The following is a 20,658-nucleotide window of genomic DNA, read 5'->3' as shown; positions in this document are numbered from 1 at the left end:
CCCCCCCCCCCCCCCCCCCCCCCCCCCCCCCCCCCCCCCCCCCCCCCCCGCCGCCGCGCCCCCCCCCCCCCGCCGCCCCCCGCCCGCCCCCCCCCCCCCCCCCCGCGACTTTTCGTCGAGGGGAATCCGACATGGCAGTTATGGCCGAGTCCGCAGTCGCGCAGGTCAAGCGCCCCAGCTTGTGGACCAGAGCATTCGAAAGCCGGCATTTTCTCGGCGCGATGTTCATGGTGCCGGCAATCGCGATCCTTATCCTGTTTCTGGCTTACCCGCTGGCGCTGGGCTTCTGGCTCGGCATGACCGACACCAAGATCGGTGGCGCCGGGCGCTACATCGGCTTCCAGAATTTCGTCTCGCTCTCGAAGGACTCGGTGTTCTGGCTGTCGGTGTTCAACACCATCTTCTACACGGTCGCCGCCAGCGCGGTGAAATTCGCCATCGGACTCTACCTGGCGCTGCTGCTCAACGAGCGGCTGCCGTTCAAGTCGATGGTCCGCGCCATCGTCCTGTTGCCCTTCGTCGTGCCCACGGTGCTCTCTGCGATCGCGTTCTGGTGGATCTACGACAGCCAGTTCTCGATCATCTCCTGGGTGTTGATCAAGGCCGGCCTGATCACACGCTATATCGACTTCCTCGGCGATCCCTGGAATGCGCGCTGGTCGGTCGTCGCCGCCAACATCTGGCGCGGCGTGCCCTTCGTGGCGATCACGCTGCTGGCGGGACTTCAGACCATCTCGCCCTCGCTCTATGAGGCCGCCAATCTCGACGGCGCCACCAATCTGCAGCGATTCCGTCACATCACGCTGCCGATGCTGTCGCCGATCATCGCGGTGGTGATGACGTTCTCGGTGCTGATGACCTTCACTGACTTCCAACTCATCTACACCATCACGCGGGGCGGGCCGATCAACGCCACCCATCTGATGGCGACGCTGTCGTTCCAGCGCGCCATCACCGGCGGCAATCTCGGCGAGGGCGCGGCGATCTCGAACGCGATGATTCCGTTCCTGGTCGCGGCGATCCTGCTCAGCTTTTTCGGGCTTCAGCGTTCCCGCTGGCAGCAGGGCGGGAGGGACTGACCATGACCACGGCGGACGACCAAAGCGTCGGAATGGACTACCTCGAAAGCTTCCCGCGGAGGTTTCTCCGCGTCTACTTTCCGCTCGGCCTGATCATCTTCTTCCTGCTGTTCCCGTTCTACTGGATGGCGATCGCGACGTTCAAGCCGGACGCGGAGATGTACGACTACGAAAAGTACAATCCGTTCTGGATCGTGCATCCGACGCTGGAGCACATCAAGAAGCTGTTCTTCGACACCGACTATCCGCTCTGGATGTGGAACACCGTGATCGTCTCGGTGTCCTCGACCTTCATCTCCCTGTTCGCCAGCGTCTGCGCTGCCTATGCGATCGAGCGCCTGCGCTACAAGGGATCGCGCTATGTCGGCCTTGCGATCTTCCTCGGCTATCTCGTGCCGCCCTCGATCCTGTTCATCCCGCTGGCGGCGATCGTGTTTCAGCTCGGCCTGTTCGACGGCAATCTGGCCCTGATCCTGACCTATCCGACCTTCCTGATCCCGTTCTGCACTTGGCTCCTGATGGGTTATTTCCGCACCATCCCCTATGAGCTGGAGGAATGTGCGCTGATCGACGGGGCGACGCGGCTGCAGATTCTGATGAAGATCACGCTGCCGCTTTCGCTGCCGGGCGTGATCTCGGCGGGCATCTTCGCCTTCACGTTGTCCTGGAACGAGTTCATCTACGCGCTGACCTTCATCTCCTCGTCCGAGAACAAGACGATCCCCGTCGGCGCGATCACCGAGCTCGTCAATGGCGACGTCTACCATTGGGGCGCGTTGATGGCGGCGGCTCTGACCGGCTCGGTCCCGGTAGTTATCCTTTATTCCTTCTTCGTGGAGTACTATGTGTCGGCGATGACCGGCGCCGTGAAGGAATGATCGCGGGGCCAGCCTTGAGAGCGCGCCAGGACGAATCGCCGAAACCGGCGCGTTCCGGCCAATAAAAAGGAGTAGGCTCTTGCACATTCTGGTTCTGGGCGCCGCCGGCATGGTCGGCCGCAAACTCTGCGAACGGTTGTTGCGCGACGGCCGGCTCGGCAAGAGCGACATCACCAAGCTGACCATGCATGACGTGGTCGAGCCGAAGGCGCCGGAAAAAGCCGTTTTTGCCGTCGAGACCATGTCGAGCGATTTCGCCGTGCCGGGTGCGGCCGAAAAGCTGATCGCCGGCCGTCCGGACGTGATCTTTCATCTCGCCGCGATCGTCTCGGGCGAAGCCGAGCTCGATTTCGACAAGGGCTACCGCATCAATCTCGACGGCACGCGGATGCTGCTCGATGCCGTCAGGCTCGCCGGCGGCGGCTACAAGCCGCGCGTGGTCTTCACGTCCTCGATCGCGGTGTTCGGCGCGCCGTTCCCCGATGCGATCGGCGACGAGTTCTTCCACACGCCGCTTCTGAGCTACGGCACGCAGAAGGCGATCGGCGAATTGCTGCTGGCCGACTATTCCCGCCGCGGTTTCCTCGACGGCATCGGCATCCGCCTGCCGACCATCTGCATCAGGCCCGGCCTGCCCAACAAGGCGGCATCGGGCTTCTTTTCCAACATCCTGCGCGAGCCGCTGGCCGGCAAGGAAGCGGTCCTTCCCGTGTCCGAGGACGTCCGCCATTGGCATGCCACGCCGCGCTCCGCCGTCGGCTTCCTGCTGCATGCAGGCACCATGGACCTGGCCGCAGTGGGGCCGCGCCGTAATTTGACCATGCCGGGCCTGTCGGCGACGGTTGGCGAGCAGATCGCTGCGCTGAAGCGCGTCGCCGGCGACAAGGTCGCTGCTCGCATCAAGCGGGAGCCCGATCCCTTCATCGTCGGCATCGTCGGCGGCTGGCCGCGCAACTTCAATGCAAAGCGGTCGCTCGAGCTCGGCTTCACCACCGCCGAGAAGACTTTCGACGACATCATCCGCATTCACATCGAAGACGAGCTCGGCGGCAATTTCGTCGCCTGATCTCTGACTGAGCGGGTAAAGTGATGGCGAGCGTTGCTTGCATCGGCGAATGCATGGTCGAGCTCCGGCAGGCCCAGGGTGGACAATCCGCCGGACATTCCAGCGGGCAGGGTGGTGGCCTCTACTCGCGTGGATTCGGCGGCGACACTCTCAACACGGCCGTGTACCTCGCGCGGCTCCAGGTCAAAGTCGATTATTTTACCGCGCTTGGCGACGATGCCCTGAGCGATGAGATGATCGCGGCCTGGACTGCGGAGGGCGTCGGCACGAGGCGCGTCGCGCGCCTGCCCGGCAAGCTGCCCGGCCTCTACATGATCCAGCTGGATGCGAAGGGCGAGCGCCAGTTCTTCCACTGGCGCGACAGTGCGGCGGCGCGACAGCTGATGAATCTGCCGGAGACGGACGATCTCCTCAACTCCTTGATGAGCTACGACATCGTCTATCTCTCTGCGATCACGCTCTCGATCTACGACGCGGCCGGGCGCGAGCGGCTGTTCGCGGCGATCAAGCGCGCGCGCCTGCTCGGCACCCGCTTCGTGTTCGACACCAATTTTCGTGCGCGCGGATGGCCGGATCGCGACGTCGCGCGCGAGGTGTTTTCAGCGGCCTTCGCGACCGCCGACATCGTGCTGACCTCGACCGAGGATCTGCTCGCCCTCTATCCCGGCGAGAGCCACGAGCAGTTGATGGCGCGCATCCCGAGCCCCGAGCTCGTATTCCGGCTCGCCGAGCCGGTCAGTCTGCTGCGTTTTCCCGGGGGGCCCTACGAGGTCCGCGCCGAGCCCATGACCAAGCCCGTGGTCGACACCACCGCGGCCGGCGACAGCTTTGCGGCGGCCTATATCGCTGCACGGCTCGCCGGTTCCGACCCGGTCGAGGCCGCCCAGGCCGGGCACCGCCTCGCCAGCCTCGTGATCTGCTATTCCGGCGCCATCATTCCGGGCTATGCCATGCCGCCGAAGAAACGGCACCGGCCGGCGACGACGCGTCAAGTGACCAAGTGAAACGAAAGCCAAGATGACCACGACTGCCCAGCAGAACCACCTCGCCGCGCTGTTCAAGGCCGCGACCGTCATTCCCGTCCTCACCATCGAGCGGATTCAGGATGCGGTGCCGCTGGCGCGTGCGCTGGTGGCCGGCGGCGTCCGCACCCTGGAGGTGACCATGCGGACCCCGGTTGCGATTGAGGCGGCGAGGGCGATGATGGCCGAGGTGCCCGAGGCGGTGGTTGGCATCGGCACGATTCTCAATCCGGCCGACTTTACGCGTGTCGAGAAGCTCGGCGTTGCGTTCGGCATCAGCCCGGGCTTGACCCCGGACCTGTTGAAGGCCGCCACCCATAGCTCCTTGCCGTTTGCGCCGGGTATCGCCACGGCGTCGGAGCTGATGATGGCGCTGTCCTACGGCTTCGACGTCGCAAAATTTTTCCCGGCCGAGCAGGCCGGCGGCATCAAGGGGCTGCGCTCGCTGGGTGGACCGTTCCCGAACGTGCGGTTCTGCCCGACCGGTGGGGTCGGCGAGGCCAATGCGGCAACCTGGCTCGCGGAGCCCAATGTGGTCGCGGTCGGCGGTTCCTGGCTGTGCCCGGCGGCGGAGATCAGGGCCGGGAACTGGGCCGGCATAACTGCCATCTGCCAGCGCACCCTCCAGGCCCTTAAACCCGCGTGAAGTCTTGCCATCGCTGGGCTAAGACTTAGGTCAGCAAGAGACCGCCAGGGAGAAAGACCATGACCGCCAGCATCGTCGGATGGGCGCATACGCCGTTCGGCAAGTTCGACACCGAGACCGTGGAAAGCCTTGTGGTGAAGGTCGCCAATGAGGCGCTGGCGGATGCCGGCATTTCGGCCGGCGATGTCGACGAGATCGTGCTCGGCCATTTCAACGCCGGCTTCTCGCCCCAGGATTTTACCGCCTCGCTGGTGCTCCAGGCCGACCCGCAGCTGCGCTTCAAGCCGGCGACCCGGGTGGAGAACGCCTGCGCCACCGGCTCCGCCGCCGTCCATCAGGGCGTGCGCGCGATCGCGGCCGGCGCGGCCAGGATTGTCCTCGTTGTCGGCGTCGAACAGATGACGCGCACGCCGGGGCCGGAGATCGGCAAGAACCTGCTCAAGGCGTCCTATCTGCCCGAGGACGGCGACACCGTCGGCGGCTTCGCCGGCGTGTTCGGCAAGATCGCCAGCTCCTATTTCCAGAAATACGGCGACCAGTCCGATGCACTGGCGCTGATCGCGGCCAAGAACCACAAGAACGGTGTCGCCAATCCATTCGCCCAGATGCGCAAGGACTTCGGCTTCGACTTCTGTCGCGCCGAGAGTGAGAAGAACCCCTACGTTGCCGGCCCCCTGAAGCGCACCGACTGCTCGCTGGTCTCGGACGGTGCCGCTGCCCTGGTGCTGGCCGACGCGGAAACCGCCAAGGGCATGAGCAAGTCGATCGGCTTCCGCGCCACTGCGCACGCCCAGGATTTCCTGCCGATGTCCAAGCGCGACATCCTCCAGTTCGAGGGCTGCACGGTCGCCTGGCAGCGCGCGCTGGAGAAGGCGGGTGTTGCGCTCAGCGATCTCTCTTTCGTGGAGACCCATGACTGCTTCACTGTCGCCGAGCTGATCGAGTACGAAGCGATGGGGCTGACGCCGAGGGGGCAGGGCGGCCGCGCCATCAAGGAAGGCTGGACGCTCAAGGAGGGCAAGCTGCCGGTCAATCCGTCCGGTGGCCTGAAGGCCAAGGGCCATCCGATCGGCGCCACCGGCGTCTCCATGCACGTGATGACCGCGATGCAGCTCGCCGGCCAAGCGCCCGAGGGCATGCAGCTCAAGAACGCCAAACTCGGTGGCATCTTCAACATGGGCGGTGCGGCGGTTGCCAACTACGTCTCCGTGCTGGAGCCGCTGAAGTAAGGCTGCACGGTGAGCAAGGCGCGAAGCGCTGTGCCCACCTTCTTAATCTTGCGCTAGATCATGGTGGGCCCGCCGGGGGCCCTTAAAGCTCTTGATCGATTTGCAGGGGATGCATCATGAGCAATGACTACGAAGATTCGCTGTCGATGGACGCTCTCAACGATCGCATCGCGATTCTCGAGGACAATATCCGTCAGCTCATCGAGCAGGCCGCGGCCGCCTCGGGTGAGCAGAACGAGTCGCGGATCGCGGACCGCATCAACCAGCAGAACGAGGAGCTCGACCGTCTCCTCAAGGTGCGCGAATCCCGTCAGAAGAAATAGCGGCCTTTCGCGGCCGGCGCATGCGGCCATACGCCGGCCGCCCTTGCGCAGGCGCCGCCGCTGCCGTTAGCTGGACCGAAATCGCAGGGCTCATCTGAGCCCGCGCAATCGGGAGCGAACGATGGGGCCGCTGAAGGGCATCAAGGTCGTCGACATGACCACCGTGCTGATGGGTCCCTATGCGACCCAGATGCTCGGCGACTACGGCGCAGACGTCATCAAGGTGGAGTCGCTGGACGGCGACGTCACGCGCCTGATTGGCCCGATGCGGCACGCGGGCATGGGCCCGGTGTTCCTCAACACCAACCGCAGCAAGCGCTCGATCTGCCTCGACCTGAAAAAGCCCGCCGGCCGCGAGGCCGTGCTGCGCTTGCTGAAAGATGCCGACGTTCTCGTCTACAACGTCCGCCCGCAGGCGATGGCGCGGCTTCAACTCGGCTATGACGTTGTTTCCGAGATCAATCCGCGGCTGGTCTATGCCGGCGTGTTCGGCTTCGGCCAGGACGGGCCGTATGCCGCAAAGCCCGCCTATGACGATCTGATCCAGGGCGCCACCGCGCTGCCGGCCTTGATGGCGCAGACCGGTGACGGTGTGCCGCGCTATGTGCCGAACGCGCTGGTCGACCGCATCGTCGGCCTGACCGCCGTCGGCGCGATCTGCGCCAGCCTCGTGCACCGCGACCGCACCGGACGCGGCCAGCGCGTGGACATCCCGATGTTCGAGACCATGGCCGGCTTCGTCATGGGCGACCACATGGGCGGGCTCACCTACGAGCCCCCGCTCGACAAGGGCGGTTACGCCCGCCACCTCTCGCGCGACCGTCGGCCCTACAAGACGTCGGACGGCTATCTCAGCGTCATCGTCTACAACGACAAGCAGTGGGAGAATTTTTTCAAAGCGACGGGACGCGAGGATCTGCGCGCCGATCCGAGATTCGCGACATTCGCCGGCCGCGCCGCCAATATCGACATCGTCTATGCCGAACTCGCGCGCATCTTCGAGACGCGCAGCACCGAGGAATGGATCGACCTGCTGACCAAGGCGGACGTGCCTGTGATGCCGATGCACGACCTCGCGTCGATGCTGCACGATGAGCATCTGGAGGCGACCAACTTTTTCCCGGTGGTGAACCATCCAACCGAAGGGCCGATCCGAAGCATGAGGGTGACAGCGACCTGGTCCGAGACCGAGGCCGAACCGGTGCGGCTTGCCCCGCAGCTCAACGAGCACGGCGCGGAAATCCTGCGTGAGGTCGGCTATTCCGCCGACGAGATCGACGCCATGGTCCGCGATGGCGTCACCCGTTCGCCGCCCCGGAATGACGATGCACTGGTGCGCCCATGAGCTTCATCACCGGCGTCGGCCTCACATCTTTCGGCAAGCACGAAGGCTTATCGTCGCTCGACTTGATGAGCAAGGCCGCGCAGTCCGCGCTCGACGATGCCGGGCTCAAGCGCGCCGAGATCGACGGCATCCTCTGCGGTTATTCCACCGTATCGCCGCACATCATGCTGGCGACCGTCTTTGCCGAACATTTTGGCATCCGGCCCGCTTACGCCCATGCCGTCCAGGTCGGCGGCGCGACCGGGCTCGCGATGACCATGCTCGCCCATCATCTCGTGGAAGCAGCCGTCGCCCGCAATGTGCTCGTCGTCGCCGGCGAGAACCGCCTCACCGGGCAGAGCCGCGATGCCTCGATCCAGGCGCTGGCACAGGTCGGCCATCCCGATTACGAGGTGCCGCTCGGACCGACCATTCCCGCCTACTACGGCCTGGTCGCGAACAGGTACATGCACGAATACGGCGTGACGGAAGAAGACCTCGCCGAATTCGCGGTACTGATGCGCGCTCATGCCTGCACCCATCCCGGCGCGCAATTCCGCGATTCCATCACTGTTTCCGACGTCATGGCTTCCAAACCGGTGGCGATGCCGCTGAAGCTGCTCGATTGCTGCCCGGTCTCCGACGGCGGCGCGGCTTTCGTGATCAGCCGCGAGCGGACGGGAGAGGCCGGCGTGCGCATTCGCGGCTGTGCCCAGGCCCACACCCATCAGCACGTCACTGCAGCGCCCGCCCTGAGCGAACTCGGCGCCGAGATCTCCGTCGGCCGCGCCAAGGACGCGACCGGCCTTGCGATCTCCGACGTGCGCTACGCCGCGATCTATGACAGCTTTACGATCACGCTCGCGACGCTGCTGGAAGACCTCAGTCTCGCTGGCCGCGGCGAGGCAGCCGCGCGCGTGCGCGCCGGCCATTTCAGCCGAGACGGCGCGATGCCGCTGAACACCCATGGCGGCCTGCTCAGCTACGGTCATTGCGGCGTCGGCGGCGCCATGGCGCATCTGGTGGAAACGCATCTGCAGATGACGGGGCGGGCGGCGGATCGTCAGGTGCGCGACGCTTCGATCGCGCTGCTGCACGGGGATGGCGGCGTGCTGTCGTCCCACGTGACCATGTTCCTGGAGCGGGTGCGATGAGCGAGCGAATCGCGGATTGGACCCAAGGTGAGCAGGTCATCACCTTTCAGACCTGCACCTCATGCAAGCATGTGCAGTATTTCAACCGCGCCTTCTGCGCGGCCTGCGGCGCGTCCGATCCGCGCGAGCAGCACGCCAGCGGCAAGGGCAGGGTCTACGCGGCATCGCTGGTCTGCCGCGCCGCGACGCCTGAGACGCGGTCCCACGTGCCCTACAACATCCTGCTGGTCGATTGCGCCGAGGGTTTTCGCATGATGGCGCATGGTGAGAATGATCTCGCCATCGGCGATGAGGTCAGTGCGAGCTTCAAACTGTTCGCTGGGAAGATTGTGCCGTTTTTCACGAAGAGATCATAGTGGGATTCGTCATTCGGGGGCGGTCCTGAGAGACCGAGCCTGGAACGGGAATTCTGGGCCTGGCTTGTGCGAGGGCCACCCCGGAATGACGAAAACTCCTACGCGACTCTTAACTAACGCCCGTAGAACAAGATGCTGGCGATGACGAGCATCGCCATCACCGCCAGCATATGCGCGAACGCTTCCGAGGCCGCCCCCTTGGTGGCTTCCTTCATGCCATTTTCTCCCTAGACTTGGGCGTGACTCATCGATGCGCGGTTAGCGCCCAATGGCCAATTGTTTTTACTCGGAACACCCCTTGCGAGTATCCGCCGCGATCAAGTCCCCACGCGGCGAATATCGACTGTGCCAAGGTCGTTCAGCAATGCGGCGGCATTTTGACTCGATGTTGTTGCTCCTGCGGACGCGCAAGAATACAGTTTCGTGGAACTTTCGCCGCTAGCGACAAAAAGCATCAAAGGCCTAGGGAAAAACTTCAGGAAAATCATGGCCCGTATCAACTACAGCGACCCGTCCAAGGCATCCGACCGCACCCGCGAGATCCTCGACAAGAACCGCAATGCCAACATCTTCCGGATGATGTCGCATTCGCCGAGCTATTTCGAGCAGTACTGCCGGCTCGGCGGCGCCATCCGCCACAAGGGGGAGCTCGATCCGATCGTGCGCGAACTCGCGATCACCCGCACCGGCATTTTGTGCGAGGCGCCGTACGAGATCGTCGCGCACAAGCGCATCGGCAAGAATGTCGGCGTCACCGACGAGCAGAACGAAGCGATCGAGAACTGGCAGGATGCCAAGTGCTTCGACGAGGTGCAGCGTGCCGCGCTCGCCTTCACCGACGAGATCGTGAAATTGAACAAGCCGACTGATGCGACGTTCAAGGCGATCTCATCGAAGCTGACGCCGGCCGCGCTGGTTGAACTGCAGCTCTCGGTCGGATTCTACATCATGACGTCAAAGTTTCTGGAGACCTTTGAGATCGACCTTCAGCCGGTCACCGAAGTGGTAGGCTGATCGAGCAATTGCTGTGAGGGATGCTCATGACAATCGATGAATATGCGGCCTGGGCCGCCACCGTTGCAAGAGTCGATGAGCATCCGTCCAACGAACGGCTGTCCTATCTGGGCCTCGGTCTCGCCGGCGAATCCGGCGAGGTCGCTGAGCACATCAAGAAGCTGCTGCGCGATGACTGGCTTGACCAGGCAGGCCTCGTCGAAGAGCTCGGCGATGTCATCTATTACTGGGCCTGCCTGTGCGCCGCGACCGGCCAGCAGCCATCCGAATTGCTCAAGGCGAGTGCGGCCAAGATCAATCGGCGGATCAGCGAGGCGGCGGGCCGCTAGGCCGCTCAGGTCGACGTCAGGATATCCACCCTGGCGTTGGCGACGATCAGGCGGTCGGCGAGAAGCTGCGCAAGATTGCGCATGATGCGTTCGCTGGCGTGCGGGTGTTGCTTGCGGAAGCGTTCGAACGCTTTCAGGGGCGCTTCGAACGCGGTCGCCGCCATGTCCGCGAACACGTCGGCGGAGCGAGTGGTCTCGATCAGGGCCATTTCGCCGAAGGCCATGCCGGCGGTGAGCGTCGCCAGCCGCACGCCGTCGGGCAGCGTGACATGCACGGCGCCGCTGCGCAGGAAGAACAGAGCATCGGCGGGATCGCCCGTGGTGAGGATCTTTGTCCCGGATTGATAGGTCCGGATCGTGCAGATCGAGGCGAGGTCGGTCAGCTCTTCCTCGCTCATGCCGTCCAGCAGCGGCTGTTCGGCAAGCTCGGTGGTCTCGTGGAAATCGATCGAACCTCCGTACCGATAGATGATCTGGTCTTCGGCCCATTCGATCGCGGTGTCGAGCAGATAGAAGTCGCGGACGTTCTTGAGCTCGGCGGTCCATTCCCGCAGGCTGTCCCATTCCTTGGAGGCGCGCCTGACGCCTGACAGGACGACAGTCACATTCAGCGCTGCCAGCTCCTCGAACGCTTCGGCCACCAGCCGCGCTCCGGCGCGCGTGGTGGAGGTGACGCGGTGGAGATCGAAGATCACGAATTGCGGCCGCGGCCGGCCCGCAAGCCGGCGCGAGACATAGTCGACAGCCGACAGCGACAGCGTGCCGACCAGCTCGATGATCCGCACTTCCTGTTCGTGGGCCGCGAGAATATCGCGCTCCTGCTGGCGGCGCACGCGCCGCGACGGACTTTTGCCGATGTCGTAATCGGCGATGACGGCGTTGCGCGCATCGTCGCTGCGGTTGAGCATATGCAGATCGTAATGCGAGGACAGCGCCTCGCAGACCTTGATGCCGCGCACGCTGTTGCCGTGCTTGTCGAGCCTTGGCGAATAGCTGCCGAGCCCGAGGCGGGCGGGGAGGGCTGCGAGAATTCCGCCGCCGACGCCGCTCTTGGCGGGGATGCCGATCCGGTAGATCCATTCGCCGGCATAGTCGTACATGCCCGACGACGTCATCACCGACAGCGTGCGCGAGATTGCGTAAGGCGTCAGCACCTGCTCGCCTGTGACCGGGTTGACGCCGCGGTTCGCGAGCGTTGCCGCCATCACCGCGATGTCGCGCGCGGTGACCAGCACCGCGCATTGCCGGAAATAGACGTCGAGTACGGCGGCGACATTGTCCGAGATCACCGCATTGGTCTTGAGAAGATAGCCGATGGCGCGGTTGCGGTCGCCGGTCTGGCTTTCGGAGGCGTAGACGGCCTCGTCGACGGCGAGGTCGCGGCCGGCAAAACGACTGAGCGCGAGGCGAATTTGCTCGAAGGCATCTGGACCCTTGCTGTCGTGGATCAGCCCGGTGCAGGCGATCGCGCCGGCATTGACCATGGGGTTGAAGGGATGGTTCTCCGAGTTGAGCCGGATCGAGTTGAAGGGATCGCCTGAAGGCTCGACGCCGATCGCGCTCTCGACCCTGTTTGCGCCGAGCAGGTCCAGGGCCAGTGCGAACACGAACGGCTTTGACATCGACTGGATGGTGAAGGGCACCCTGGAGTCGCCGACCTCGTAGACATGACCGTCCAGGGTCGCGAGGCTGACGCCAAAACAGGCAGGATCGGCCTTGCTCAGCTCGGGAATGTAATCGGCGACTGTGCCGGAGGTCTCCGCCGAGAATTCGTTGAGGCAATTGTCCAGAAACCGCAGCAAAGGCGGCTTCGAACGGGTCCAGGCGGTGGCGAGAGGCGAAAGCGGTTTCATCGCCTCTCTTTGTGCAACGCAATCAGGGCACGCGCAACCCGTCCGGCTCCACGGTCTGCCGCCGGACCAGCAGCAGGGCGAGCAAAACCGTAGGGACGAGGATGGCGAGGCCGAGCAGCGTCACCTGAATCTGCGACAGCGGCATGATGCCGCCGCCGGGGGTGGCCACCACGAACCCGCCGATCACCAGCAGCACGCGGATCGGCCATTCCAGCGCACCGGCGCCGCGGAGATCGCCGACGAAGGGCTGGTAGCCCTGGATGCCGCCGCAGATGAACAGCGTGCCGAACGCCGCGAGTGCCATCAGCCCGAGACCGGCGAGATAGGGGCTCGGCCCCTGCAGCACCAGCGCGGGATTGAGCACGAAGAAGAACGGGATGAAATAGATGATGCTGCCGACCCACATCGATTCCCAGCCCGTCTTCATCGCTGGCGAGCCGGCAATGCCTGCGGCCGCGAACGAGGCGATCGCGACTGGCGGGGTGATCGAGGACAGCATGCCCCAGTAGAAGATGAACATGTGCACGGCCATCCTGTTCAACCCGAGCTTCTCCAGCGCCGGCGCGACCAGGATGGCGAGAAAGATGTAGCAGGCCGTCGTGGTCAGGCCGAGCCCGAGGATCAGGCTGGTCAGTGCGCACATGCCGAGCAGCAGGAACGGATTGTCGCCGGCGATGCGCAGCAAATCGTTGGCGAGGCTCGACACCACGCCGGTCATCGAGAAGGCGCCGATCAGCAGGCCGCAGCCGGCGAGGATGCCGACGAGCTCGACGAAGGTGCGCCCGTTGACCTCGAGGAATTTGCCGATGGTCGCGACAGTCCAGCGCGTGTCCTTCGCGAACAGCTGGTTGAGGACCAGAAGCAGGGCGGTGGCGTAGAACGGCGCATGGCTCTCGCGCTTGAAGTAGAGCAGCATCACGATCAGCAGCGCGATCACGAAGACGTAGTACCAGCCATCCTTGATCGTATCCATGACCCGCGGCAGCTCCGCGCGCGGAATGCCCTTCAGCCCGTGTCGTGCGGCGTAGGAATCGACCTGCATGAACAGGCCGACGTAATACAGCGCGGCGGGAATGATGGCCGCGATCGCGACATCGGCGTAGCTGACATTGAGGAATTGCGCGATCACGAAGGCGGTCGCGCCCATTACCGGCGGAGCCAGCACCGCGCCGGTCGAGGCACAAGCCTCGATCGCGCCGGCGTAGGACGCGCGAAAGCCGCTCTTCTTCATCACCGGAATGGTCATCGTGCCGGCGGTGAGCACGTTGGAGATGATCGAGCCCGACATCATGCCGAGCAGGCCGCTGGCGAAGATGCAGACCTTGGCCGCGCCGCCACGGAACGTGCCGCACAGGGCGAAGGCGAGATTGATGAAGAACTTTCCGGCGCCCGTCATCATCAGCGCGGTGCCGAATACCAGGAAGCCGATTACGGTGTCGGCGAACGCCTGGATGGGAATGCCGAGCAGGCTCTCGCCCGACAGCACGTGATAGGCGGTCGCCTGCTCCAGAGTCGACTGCGTGCCGCGGAGCGGACCTAACCAGCTGGATTCTGCGAACAGCGGATAGACGGTGAAGGGAAGTACGCTCAGTAACAGGCTCCAGCCGCCGGTCCGGCGCAGCGCCTCCATCAGCATCACCCACATCACGAGACCCGCGGCGGTCACGCTGTTCGGCGCCCCCCCGAATTCCCAGCCCGCTTCCGCGGCCTTGCGGACGTTCGACATCAACACGAGCGCCGCGGCAAAAGTCACGACAAAGCAGAGAAGGTCATACCAGGGAATGCGGTCGAGCGGCGCGCGCGGGGTCCCCGGGAAGATCAGGAACGTGAACGGCAGCATCAGCGCGATCAGGAGATAAAAGTACTCCGTGTTGAGCTGGGTGTAGCCGACGAAGAAGCGCAGCGAGAATTGCTGGTTGATGCAGAGCAGGATGGTCGCTGCGGTCGCGACGACGAGCATCCAGCGCCAGGCACCGCGCAAGCTTCGCACGCGCGTGACCTCCGCCTCCTGCATGTTGCCGGCGGCGCCATGAGGATCGTCGAACACGATCCGCTTGGCCCCGTCCTGCGGGGCGGTGGAGACTGAAGCAGACGACATGATCGACCCCGCGCGTGGGCAATTAACGCTGAGAACTAATCCTCGAACCCGTTCGGCATGTCGGCCTTCGCAAGCGCTGCGGCACGCGCCTTCATCCAGCCGTCGAGGAACGCCTTGTCATCCGCAGGCGGATTGGACTTGCCGTAGTCGGTCCACGCTGCGCCAAGCACCTCCTGGCGCTTGATCAGCTTGTTGTTGTGCGCGTCCTGCGCGTCACTCCATTGCCCGGCTTCCTTCAGTGCCTTCACCGCGCCTGGATGCACCGGCACCACCCAGTTCTTGGTCTGGCGATCGGCCGCAAGCCCGCCGGCGCCGGGCGCGGAGTCCTTGTAGGAATCGTAGTTCACGATCATCGCCTTGGTGATCGCATAGACCTGGTCGGGGGCTTGCGAGGCGTAGGCGACGAAGATCGGGTAGGGGTAGTTGCCGAGCTCGATCGGCTTGTCCGGCGAGATGCCGGCGCCGCAGGTCGCGGTCTGCGGGAAGAAGAACGAGCCGACCTTCTGCATCCGCGCCCAGCCTTCCTTGTCCTTGGCGGGCAGCGGCGGCCAGACCAGGCCGCGCGGCGAGGTCTCGGCTTCCTTGGCGGGGCCGGTGATGGTGGTGCCGAAGGCTGCGTCGGTGTCGTTGTTGATCAAGCCCTTCCACATCGCGCCGTAGCTCGCGAACTCGACCACCTTGACGTCCTTCTGCGTCAGGCCGGCGAAGGCGAGCACCGCGAGCGAGTTCTGGTTCAGCGCTGGCGAGCCGACGACGAATCCGACACGCTTTCCCTTGAGGTCCTTCAGTTCCTTCACGCCTGTATCCGCGGCCACGCCGAGCGTGCCGCAATTGCAGTCGACGGATGAGAGCATGATCTGCAGCGGTTGCGGGCCCCATTCCCTGGAGCCGAACTCGAACACGCCTTCCTGTGCGAAATAGGTGCCCGATCCCATCGCCGCGGAAACCGCACGCTTGGCGCGCAGCGGCGCCAGACGCGCGACGTCGTTGCCTGCGGGGAGCACGCGCACGTCGCTCGCGTATTTGTCCTTCATCATCTTGCCGACGCCGACCGCGATGTTGAAGCCGGCGGTGCCGGTGTCATAGGCGGTGAACGTCAATGTCGCCGGCAGCTTGATGTCTTCGGCGGCTGCATAGCGTGTAGACGCAAAAGAAATGCCCGCCACCAAGGCAGGCGCGAGCATGATCAGCCCACGAAGCATGTTTCCCTCCAATGATCCTCGCGTTTGCCGCGACGATTTTCTTTCTTTGTTTGAAACAGGTTTTGTTTGAAACGGATCATGTCATTGCGATCAGGCGATGGCAACGACGTACCGCGAACGTAGCAATGAGGCTGACAGAATGTCGCGGAAAACGACGGATATGCGGTCAGTTCGCGACGATCGCGATCGTCTGTCCCTCGGCAACGACGTCGTCGAGCTTCACCAGAAGCGATGTGATCTCGCCGCTCACAGGAGAAAGCACGGGTATCTCCATCTTCATCGCTTCGACCACCACAATCTCCTCACCGTCCGCAACGGTTCCTCCAACTTGCACGGGAGTTGCGCAGACGCGTCCGGCGATCTCCGTGACGATCTTAATTTCTGGCATGCCATCGCCTTTTTGTTGTGGTCGCAAAATGCCTGAGGTAGTTTCTTCTGCAAGCGGAATTTAATTCCGCACAGCGGAACAAGCGGTAGGGATCATGGGACGACGTTCGGAGCGGTTGAGTAGGCAAGGTGCGCTCGCTGGCGAAGCCGGCGAGGGTGATGTCATCCAGGTGGTGTCGCGCGCGTTCGACGTGTTGCGATGCTTCGAGGGCCACGATAGCAGGCTCGGCAATCTCGAGATTTCAAATCGCTGCGGCCTGCCGCGCTCGACGGTGTCGCGGCTCACGCACACGCTGACGCGGATGGGGCAGCTGGTCTATCTGCCGCGCGATCAGAAATATCGCATCGGGCCGAGCGCGGTGGCGATGAGCGCCTCGATGATGAAGGGCGCGCAGCTGCGCAGCATGATCCGTCAGCGGCTCCAGGAAGTCGCCGAGCAATTGCCCGGCACGGTAGGCTTCGTGGTCCCCGATCGCTTCCATCTGGTCTATCTCCAGTTCGCGCGCTCGGCTTCGGCACTCGGCCTGCACGAGGGCACCGGCAGCCGCATCTCGATGGCCTCGACCGCTGCGGGCGCAGCCTACACCGCGGCATTGGCGCCCGAGGTCGGCGATGCCTTCATCGCGGACATGGAGCGGGAAGCTCCCGAGGCCGCGAAGATCCTGCGGCCGCGCATCGAGGCCAACCGGCAGTCGCTGCATGAGCGCGGCTATGTCGTCGCGTGCGGCCTGTGGAGCCCGCATATCAACGGGCTCGCGGTGCCGATCTGGTCGCCGCAGTACCAGACCTTTGTGGTGATCACGATCGGTCTTCTATCGTCGATGTACGACGAAGAGCGTCTGCATGCCGAGGTCGCCCCGTTGATGGTCGCGCTCGGCCGCTCGCTCGGCAGCCTGATGGACGGCGCGGAAGGCGACGTCTTCAACGCCCGCATCCCGCGCAAACCGGTCGCCATGGCCGTGCACAACAATAACAAGCCGATCAATTCGGAGGGAGTGAATGAACTGGAAGTCGGAACTCGACGAGCTCGCCCGGCGCGAAGCCTTCGCGCGGGAGATGGGCGGCGTTGACAAGGTCAAGCGTCAGCATGACCAGGGCCGACTGACTGTTCGGGAGCGTATCGACAGACTGACCGACAAGGGCAGCTTTCACGAGATCGGTGCCGTCTCCGGCGTCGGCGAGTACGATTCCAGCGGCGAGTTGCAGAAATTGACGCCGGCGAACTGCGTGTTCGGCCGCGCGCGCGTCGAAGGCCGCACCGTCGTCGTGGTCGGCGACGATTTCACCGTGCGCGGCGGCTCGGCGGACGCGTCCATCTCCGCAAAGCCGCTGATGGCGGAGGAGATGGCTCATGATCTCCGCCTGCCCATCGTCCGCATCATCGAAGGCTCCGGCGGCGGCGGCTCGGTCAAGACCATCGAGACCAAGGGCGCGGCGAACTTGCCGGGCGGCATCGGCGGTACACGCTGGTATCGCTTCACCACCGAGAATTTGTCGCGCGTGCCCGTGGTCGCGCTCGGCCTCGGCTCGGTCGCAGGGCTCGGTGCTGCGCGACTTGCCGCCAGCCACTATTCCATCATGACCCGGAAGTCTGCGATGTTCGTCGCAGGCCCGCCGGTGGTGAAGGCGCTGGGGCAGGACCTCTCGAAGGAAGAGCTCGGCGGCGCCGACATCCAGACCCGCGCCGGCGCGGTCGATCATGCCGTCGACACCGAGGAGGAGGCCTTCGCCTGCGCGCGGCGATTCCTGTCCTATCTGCCGTCGTCGGTTGACGGGCTGCCGCCGACCTTGCCCTGCACCGACGATCCGGAGCGCACCGATGAGGCGCTAGTGAACGCAGTGCCGCGTAACCGCAAGCAGGTCTACAAGATACGGCCGATCGTCGAACAGGTCGTGGACAAGGGCTCGTTCTTCGAGGTCGCCAAGAATTTCGGCAAGCCGATCATTGTCGGCCTCGCGCGGCTCGAGGGCAGGGCGGTGATGGTGCTCGCCAGCGACAGCTTTCACTATGGCGGCTCCTGGACCGCGGATGCCTGCCAGAAGGTGGTGCGCTGGGTGGACTTCGCCGAGACCTTCCATTTGCCGATCGTCTATCTCATGGACTGCCCCGGCTTCATGATCGGCCTCGATGCGGAGAAGGCGGGCACCATCCGCCATGGCGTTCGCGCCATGGCCGCGGTCAACCAGACCACGGTGCCCTGGTGCACGGTGATCCTGCGCAATGCCTTCGGGGTCGCCGGCGTGGTGCATCAGCCCGCCGACCGCTTCTCGATCCGCTATGCCTGGCCGTCGGCCTATTGGGGCTCGCTCCCGCTCGAAGGCGGCATCGAAGCCGCCTATCGCGCGGACATCGACGCGGCCGAGGACAAGGCGGAGAAGCTGAAGGAGATCGAGGGTCGCCTCAACAAGCTGCGCTCGCCGTTCCGCTCCGCCGAAAAGTTCTGGGTGGAGGAGATCATCGATCCCAGGAAGACGCGGTCGCTGCTGTGCGAGTTCGCGCGGCTGGCGGAGCCGTTGCGAAAGCCAGGGCCGCCGGAGAATTTTTCGATCAGGCCGTAGCTCCCTACCACTGCGGACTGCTGATGTCGGATTTTGCCCCAATCGCGCATGGGCAAAATTGATCCATCGCAACGCCTCGTGTCCAATTGTCTGCAAGCCTCTCGTCTGGAACAAGGGAGGGAAGTCATGACAAACGCTGGTAACGCGCTGCTTTGGACAGCCATATTTTTCGGTCTGTCGTTCGCTGCAATTTTTGTAGTTTGGTTTGCCGAGCGGTTGCGCGTGGGCTTCGTGAGGAAGCCGTAAAGCCTTCTGGCTCGCTACCTCGTCACCTGCTGACCGGACGGCAGATGGCTGCCGCCGGGCGGTGCCTTCGGCGTCGGCGGCGTTGTGCTCGCGCTTTGCCGCGGCAGTGATGACGTGACCTCAAAACAATAACGCGCTACGCTTCCCGGATAAGAACAAGAGGAAGCGCCAATCGTGTACGACTTCATTATCGTGGGCGGCGGCTCGGCGGGGTCCGTGCTGGCCCACCGGCTCTCCGCCAGGAGCGCCAACAAGGTCCTGCTCTGCGAGGCTGGACAGGACACACCGCCCGGAGATGAGCCGGCCGAGATCAGGGACAGCTATCCGGGGACGGCCTATTTCGATCCGCGCTTCCACTGGACCGAACTCAAGGTCACGACGCAGATCGTCAGCCACAACAATCCGAACGAAGGGCGTCCGCCCTTACGCAAATACGAGCAGGCTCGCGTGCTTGGCGGCGGCTCTTCGATCAACGGCCAGATGGCCAACCGCGGCGCGCCGACCGACTACGACGAATGGGAAGCGCGCGGCGCTGCGGGGTGGAGCTGGAACGATGTGCTGCCCTTCTTCAAGAAGGTCGAGCGCGACCTCGATTTCGATGGGCCCTACCACGGCAAGGACGGTCGCATCCCGGTCCGCCGAATCCCCAGGGAGCACTGGACGCGGCATTCGGAGGCGTTCGCGCAAGCCTTCCAGCAGGCCGGACATCAGTTCCTGCCCGACCAGAACGGCGAGTTCGTCGACGGGTTTTTCCCCGTGACGCACTCGAACCAGGCCGAGCAACGCGTCTCGGCTGCCATGGGCTATCTCGATCGCGACACGCGCAAGCGCGCCAACCTCACGATCTCCACCAACACGCAAGTCAGGGAATTGCTGTTCGAAGGCACGCGGTGCGTCGGCGTGAAGGCGATGGTCGACGGGCGGGAGCAGGAATTCCGCGCCCGCGAGATCATTCTCTCCAGCGGCGCCATCCATTCGCCGGCGCATCTGTTGCGCGCCGGCATCGGCCCGGTCGGTCACCTCAAGGATATGGGCATTCCCGTGCTGATGGGGCTGCAAGGCGTCGGCCAGCGCCTGATGGATCATCCCTCGATCTCGCTGTCGTCCTTTGTTCGCCGCGGCGCGCGGATGAATGAGCACACCCGGCGACACATGCAGCTCGGCCTGCGTTACTCGTCCGGGCTCGAAGGCGTACCGAAAGGCGACATGTTCGTCGTCCTGCTCAGCAAATCGGCCTGGCACGCGGTGGGTGAGCAGATCGGATCGCTGCTGACATTCGTCAACAAGACCTATTCCGAGACGGGACAGGTCAAGCTTGCCTCGCGCGATCCGGTCGTCGAGCCGATCGTCGAGTTCAACCTGTTGTCCGACCGGCGCGACCTCGATCGGCTGATGAGCGGTTTCCGCAAGATGGCGGCCGTGCAGATGAGCGACGTTGTCAGGGCCGTGACGGACAAGCCGTTCCCGGCCTCCTATACCGACCGCGTGCGCAAGATCGGCGTGGTCAACACCAAGAATCGGTTTCTGACCAAGATCGCCGCGGCCCTGATGGACGGGCCGGCAGCGCTGCGCCACTACATGATCGACAATTTCGTGGTCGAGGGCTTCACCTTCGACGACGTCATCAACGATGACGAGGCGCTGGAAGCCTTCGTGCGCAAGGCGACCATCGGCGTGTGGCACGCCTCCTGCTCGTGCCGCATGGGCCGGGCCGACGATCCGATGGCGGTGGTCGATCCAGAGGGGCGCGTCAAGGGCGTGCAGGGCCTGCGCGTCGTCGATGCCTCGATCTTCCCGGTGGTGCCGTGCGCCAACACCAATTTTCCGGTCCTGATGTCGGCGGAGAAGATCGCGGCCGCGATGATGCAGTGAGGCGGCGCGGCTTTTCGGGCC

Annotated in this window: 19 protein-coding genes; 15 read left to right on the top strand and 4 right to left on the bottom strand. The window is 64.3% G+C overall.

All coding sequences use genetic code 11. From position 1 onward, the window contains the following. Window positions 1–131: 131 nt before the first annotated feature. The 12 genes from AC0L21_RS02070 (at window position 132) to AC0L21_RS02015 (ending at window position 10,420) form a co-directional block, all read left to right on the top strand. The gene (locus AC0L21_RS02070; protein WP_473257499.1) at window positions 132–1,079 is read left to right on the top strand and encodes a carbohydrate ABC transporter permease; all 948 of its coding nucleotides are present in this window, start codon (window positions 132–134) and stop codon (window positions 1,077–1,079) included. A 2-nt stretch (window positions 1,080–1,081) separates the two neighbouring features. Continuing rightward, the gene (locus AC0L21_RS02065; RefSeq protein ID WP_473257496.1) at window positions 1,082–1,957 is read left to right on the top strand and encodes a carbohydrate ABC transporter permease; all 876 of its coding nucleotides are present in this window, start codon (window positions 1,082–1,084) and stop codon (window positions 1,955–1,957) included. Between the two features lie 79 nt (window positions 1,958–2,036). Next, complete coding sequence (gene denD, locus AC0L21_RS02060; RefSeq protein ID WP_473257494.1) at window positions 2,037–3,023, top strand: D-erythronate dehydrogenase; 987 nt, start codon at window positions 2,037–2,039, stop codon at window positions 3,021–3,023. 23 nt (window positions 3,024–3,046) lie between these two features. Next, window positions 3,047–4,027: a sugar kinase gene (locus tag AC0L21_RS02055; protein ID WP_473257491.1), complete on the top strand. Its 981-nt coding sequence runs from the start codon at window positions 3,047–3,049 to the stop codon at window positions 4,025–4,027. Between the two features lie 13 nt (window positions 4,028–4,040). Then, window positions 4,041–4,691 carry a bifunctional 4-hydroxy-2-oxoglutarate aldolase/2-dehydro-3-deoxy-phosphogluconate aldolase gene (gene eda / locus AC0L21_RS02050; protein ID WP_473257489.1) on the top strand — a complete coding sequence of 217 codons (651 nt, stop codon included), beginning with the start codon at window positions 4,041–4,043 and terminating at the stop codon, window positions 4,689–4,691. Between the two features lie 59 nt (window positions 4,692–4,750). Continuing rightward, window positions 4,751–5,920: an acetyl-CoA acetyltransferase gene (locus AC0L21_RS02045; RefSeq protein WP_473257487.1), complete on the top strand. Its 1,170-nt coding sequence runs from the start codon at window positions 4,751–4,753 to the stop codon at window positions 5,918–5,920. 116 nt (window positions 5,921–6,036) lie between these two features. Beyond that, window positions 6,037–6,243 (top strand): hypothetical protein, encoded by a 207-nt coding sequence (locus AC0L21_RS02040; RefSeq protein ID WP_007592312.1) that lies wholly within the window; start codon window positions 6,037–6,039, stop codon window positions 6,241–6,243. Between the two features lie 121 nt (window positions 6,244–6,364). Next, window positions 6,365–7,588: a CaiB/BaiF CoA transferase family protein gene (locus AC0L21_RS02035; protein ID WP_473257484.1), complete on the top strand. Its 1,224-nt coding sequence runs from the start codon at window positions 6,365–6,367 to the stop codon at window positions 7,586–7,588. Then, complete coding sequence (locus AC0L21_RS02030) at window positions 7,585–8,721, top strand: thiolase family protein (protein ID WP_473257481.1); 1,137 nt, start codon at window positions 7,585–7,587, stop codon at window positions 8,719–8,721. The genes AC0L21_RS02035 and AC0L21_RS02030 overlap by 4 nt, the downstream gene beginning before the upstream one ends. Next, complete coding sequence (locus tag AC0L21_RS02025) at window positions 8,718–9,077, top strand: Zn-ribbon domain-containing OB-fold protein (RefSeq protein WP_473257477.1); 360 nt, start codon at window positions 8,718–8,720, stop codon at window positions 9,075–9,077. Before AC0L21_RS02030 ends, AC0L21_RS02025 begins: the two co-directional genes overlap by 4 nt. 486 nt (window positions 9,078–9,563) lie before the next feature. Further along, the gene (locus tag AC0L21_RS02020; protein ID WP_473257475.1) at window positions 9,564–10,091 is read left to right on the top strand and encodes a carboxymuconolactone decarboxylase family protein; all 528 of its coding nucleotides are present in this window, start codon (window positions 9,564–9,566) and stop codon (window positions 10,089–10,091) included. Between the two features lie 26 nt (window positions 10,092–10,117). After that, window positions 10,118–10,420 (top strand): nucleoside triphosphate pyrophosphohydrolase family protein, encoded by a 303-nt coding sequence (locus tag AC0L21_RS02015; protein ID WP_473257473.1) that lies wholly within the window; start codon window positions 10,118–10,120, stop codon window positions 10,418–10,420. 5 nt (window positions 10,421–10,425) lie between these two features. Here the strand turns inward: AC0L21_RS02015 and glsA are convergent, their stop codons facing one another. The 4 genes from glsA to AC0L21_RS01995 all read right to left on the bottom strand — a co-directional run bounded on the left by glsA (window position 10,426) and on the right by AC0L21_RS01995 (window position 15,961). Beyond that, window positions 10,426–12,273 carry a glutaminase A gene (gene glsA, locus AC0L21_RS02010; protein WP_473257471.1) on the bottom strand — a complete coding sequence of 616 codons (1,848 nt, stop codon included), beginning with the start codon at window positions 12,271–12,273 and terminating at the stop codon, window positions 10,426–10,428. 22 nt (window positions 12,274–12,295) lie between these two features. Then, window positions 12,296–14,371, bottom strand: a complete 2,076-nt coding sequence (locus tag AC0L21_RS02005; RefSeq protein WP_473257469.1) for a TRAP transporter permease — start codon at window positions 14,369–14,371, stop codon at window positions 12,296–12,298. 35 nt (window positions 14,372–14,406) lie between these two features. Next, entirely contained in the window at window positions 14,407–15,573 is a 1,167-nt protein-coding gene (locus AC0L21_RS02000) for a TAXI family TRAP transporter solute-binding subunit (protein WP_473257467.1), read from the bottom strand. Window positions 15,574–15,739: 166 nt separating this feature from the next. Beyond that, the gene (locus tag AC0L21_RS01995; RefSeq protein ID WP_473257465.1) at window positions 15,740–15,961 is read right to left on the bottom strand and encodes an acyl-CoA carboxylase biotin carboxyl carrier protein subunit; all 222 of its coding nucleotides are present in this window, start codon (window positions 15,959–15,961) and stop codon (window positions 15,740–15,742) included. 94 nt (window positions 15,962–16,055) lie between these two features. Here AC0L21_RS01995 and AC0L21_RS01990 point away from each other — a divergent pair, with 94 nt between their 5' ends. The 3 genes from AC0L21_RS01990 to AC0L21_RS01980 all read left to right on the top strand — a co-directional run bounded on the left by AC0L21_RS01990 (window position 16,056) and on the right by AC0L21_RS01980 (window position 20,637). Further along, window positions 16,056–17,030, top strand: a complete 975-nt coding sequence (locus AC0L21_RS01990; RefSeq protein WP_473257463.1) for an IclR family transcriptional regulator — start codon at window positions 16,056–16,058, stop codon at window positions 17,028–17,030. Further along, the gene (locus AC0L21_RS01985) at window positions 16,960–18,519 is read left to right on the top strand and encodes an acyl-CoA carboxylase subunit beta (protein ID WP_473257461.1); all 1,560 of its coding nucleotides are present in this window, start codon (window positions 16,960–16,962) and stop codon (window positions 18,517–18,519) included. Before AC0L21_RS01990 ends, AC0L21_RS01985 begins: the two co-directional genes overlap by 71 nt. A gap of 420 nt (window positions 18,520–18,939) precedes the next feature. Continuing rightward, a complete protein-coding gene (locus AC0L21_RS01980; protein ID WP_473257459.1) occupies window positions 18,940–20,637 on the top strand; it encodes a GMC family oxidoreductase in 1,698 nt (565 codons plus the stop codon). The last annotated feature ends 21 nt before the right edge of the window (window positions 20,638–20,658 follow it).

It is taken from the genome of Bradyrhizobium sp. WSM4873 (assembly GCF_055811355.1).
The sequence above is the reverse complement of the archived record's forward strand: the minus strand, read 5'-3'. Positions and strand labels throughout refer to the sequence as shown.

Excerpts from the sequence above, each read along its gene's own strand:
- AC0L21_RS02070 (WP_473257499.1), top strand. The coding sequence starts at position 132 with ATGGCAGTTATGGCCGAGTCCGCAGTCGCGCAGGTCAAGCGCCCCAGC.
- AC0L21_RS02065 (WP_473257496.1), top strand. The coding sequence starts at position 1,082 with ATGACCACGGCGGACGACCAAAGCGTCGGAATGGACTACCTCGAAAGC.
- AC0L21_RS02055 (WP_473257491.1), top strand. The coding sequence starts at position 3,047 with ATGGCGAGCGTTGCTTGCATCGGCGAATGCATGGTCGAGCTCCGGCAG.
- eda (WP_473257489.1), top strand. The coding sequence starts at position 4,041 with ATGACCACGACTGCCCAGCAGAACCACCTCGCCGCGCTGTTCAAGGCC.
- AC0L21_RS02045 (WP_473257487.1), top strand. The coding sequence starts at position 4,751 with ATGACCGCCAGCATCGTCGGATGGGCGCATACGCCGTTCGGCAAGTTC.
- AC0L21_RS02040 (WP_007592312.1), top strand. The coding sequence starts at position 6,037 with ATGAGCAATGACTACGAAGATTCGCTGTCGATGGACGCTCTCAACGAT.
- AC0L21_RS02035 (WP_473257484.1), top strand. The coding sequence starts at position 6,365 with ATGGGGCCGCTGAAGGGCATCAAGGTCGTCGACATGACCACCGTGCTG.
- AC0L21_RS02030 (WP_473257481.1), top strand. The coding sequence starts at position 7,585 with ATGAGCTTCATCACCGGCGTCGGCCTCACATCTTTCGGCAAGCACGAA.
- AC0L21_RS02025 (WP_473257477.1), top strand. The coding sequence starts at position 8,718 with ATGAGCGAGCGAATCGCGGATTGGACCCAAGGTGAGCAGGTCATCACC.
- AC0L21_RS02020 (WP_473257475.1), top strand. The coding sequence starts at position 9,564 with ATGGCCCGTATCAACTACAGCGACCCGTCCAAGGCATCCGACCGCACC.
- AC0L21_RS02015 (WP_473257473.1), top strand. The coding sequence starts at position 10,118 with ATGACAATCGATGAATATGCGGCCTGGGCCGCCACCGTTGCAAGAGTC.
- glsA (WP_473257471.1), bottom strand. The coding sequence starts at position 12,273 with ATGAAACCGCTTTCGCCTCTCGCCACCGCCTGGACCCGTTCGAAGCCG.
- AC0L21_RS02005 (WP_473257469.1), bottom strand. The coding sequence starts at position 14,371 with ATGTCGTCTGCTTCAGTCTCCACCGCCCCGCAGGACGGGGCCAAGCGG.
- AC0L21_RS02000 (WP_473257467.1), bottom strand. The coding sequence starts at position 15,573 with ATGCTTCGTGGGCTGATCATGCTCGCGCCTGCCTTGGTGGCGGGCATT.
- AC0L21_RS01995 (WP_473257465.1), bottom strand. The coding sequence starts at position 15,961 with ATGCCAGAAATTAAGATCGTCACGGAGATCGCCGGACGCGTCTGCGCA.
- AC0L21_RS01990 (WP_473257463.1), top strand. The coding sequence starts at position 16,056 with ATGGGACGACGTTCGGAGCGGTTGAGTAGGCAAGGTGCGCTCGCTGGC.
- AC0L21_RS01985 (WP_473257461.1), top strand. The coding sequence starts at position 16,960 with ATGAACTGGAAGTCGGAACTCGACGAGCTCGCCCGGCGCGAAGCCTTC.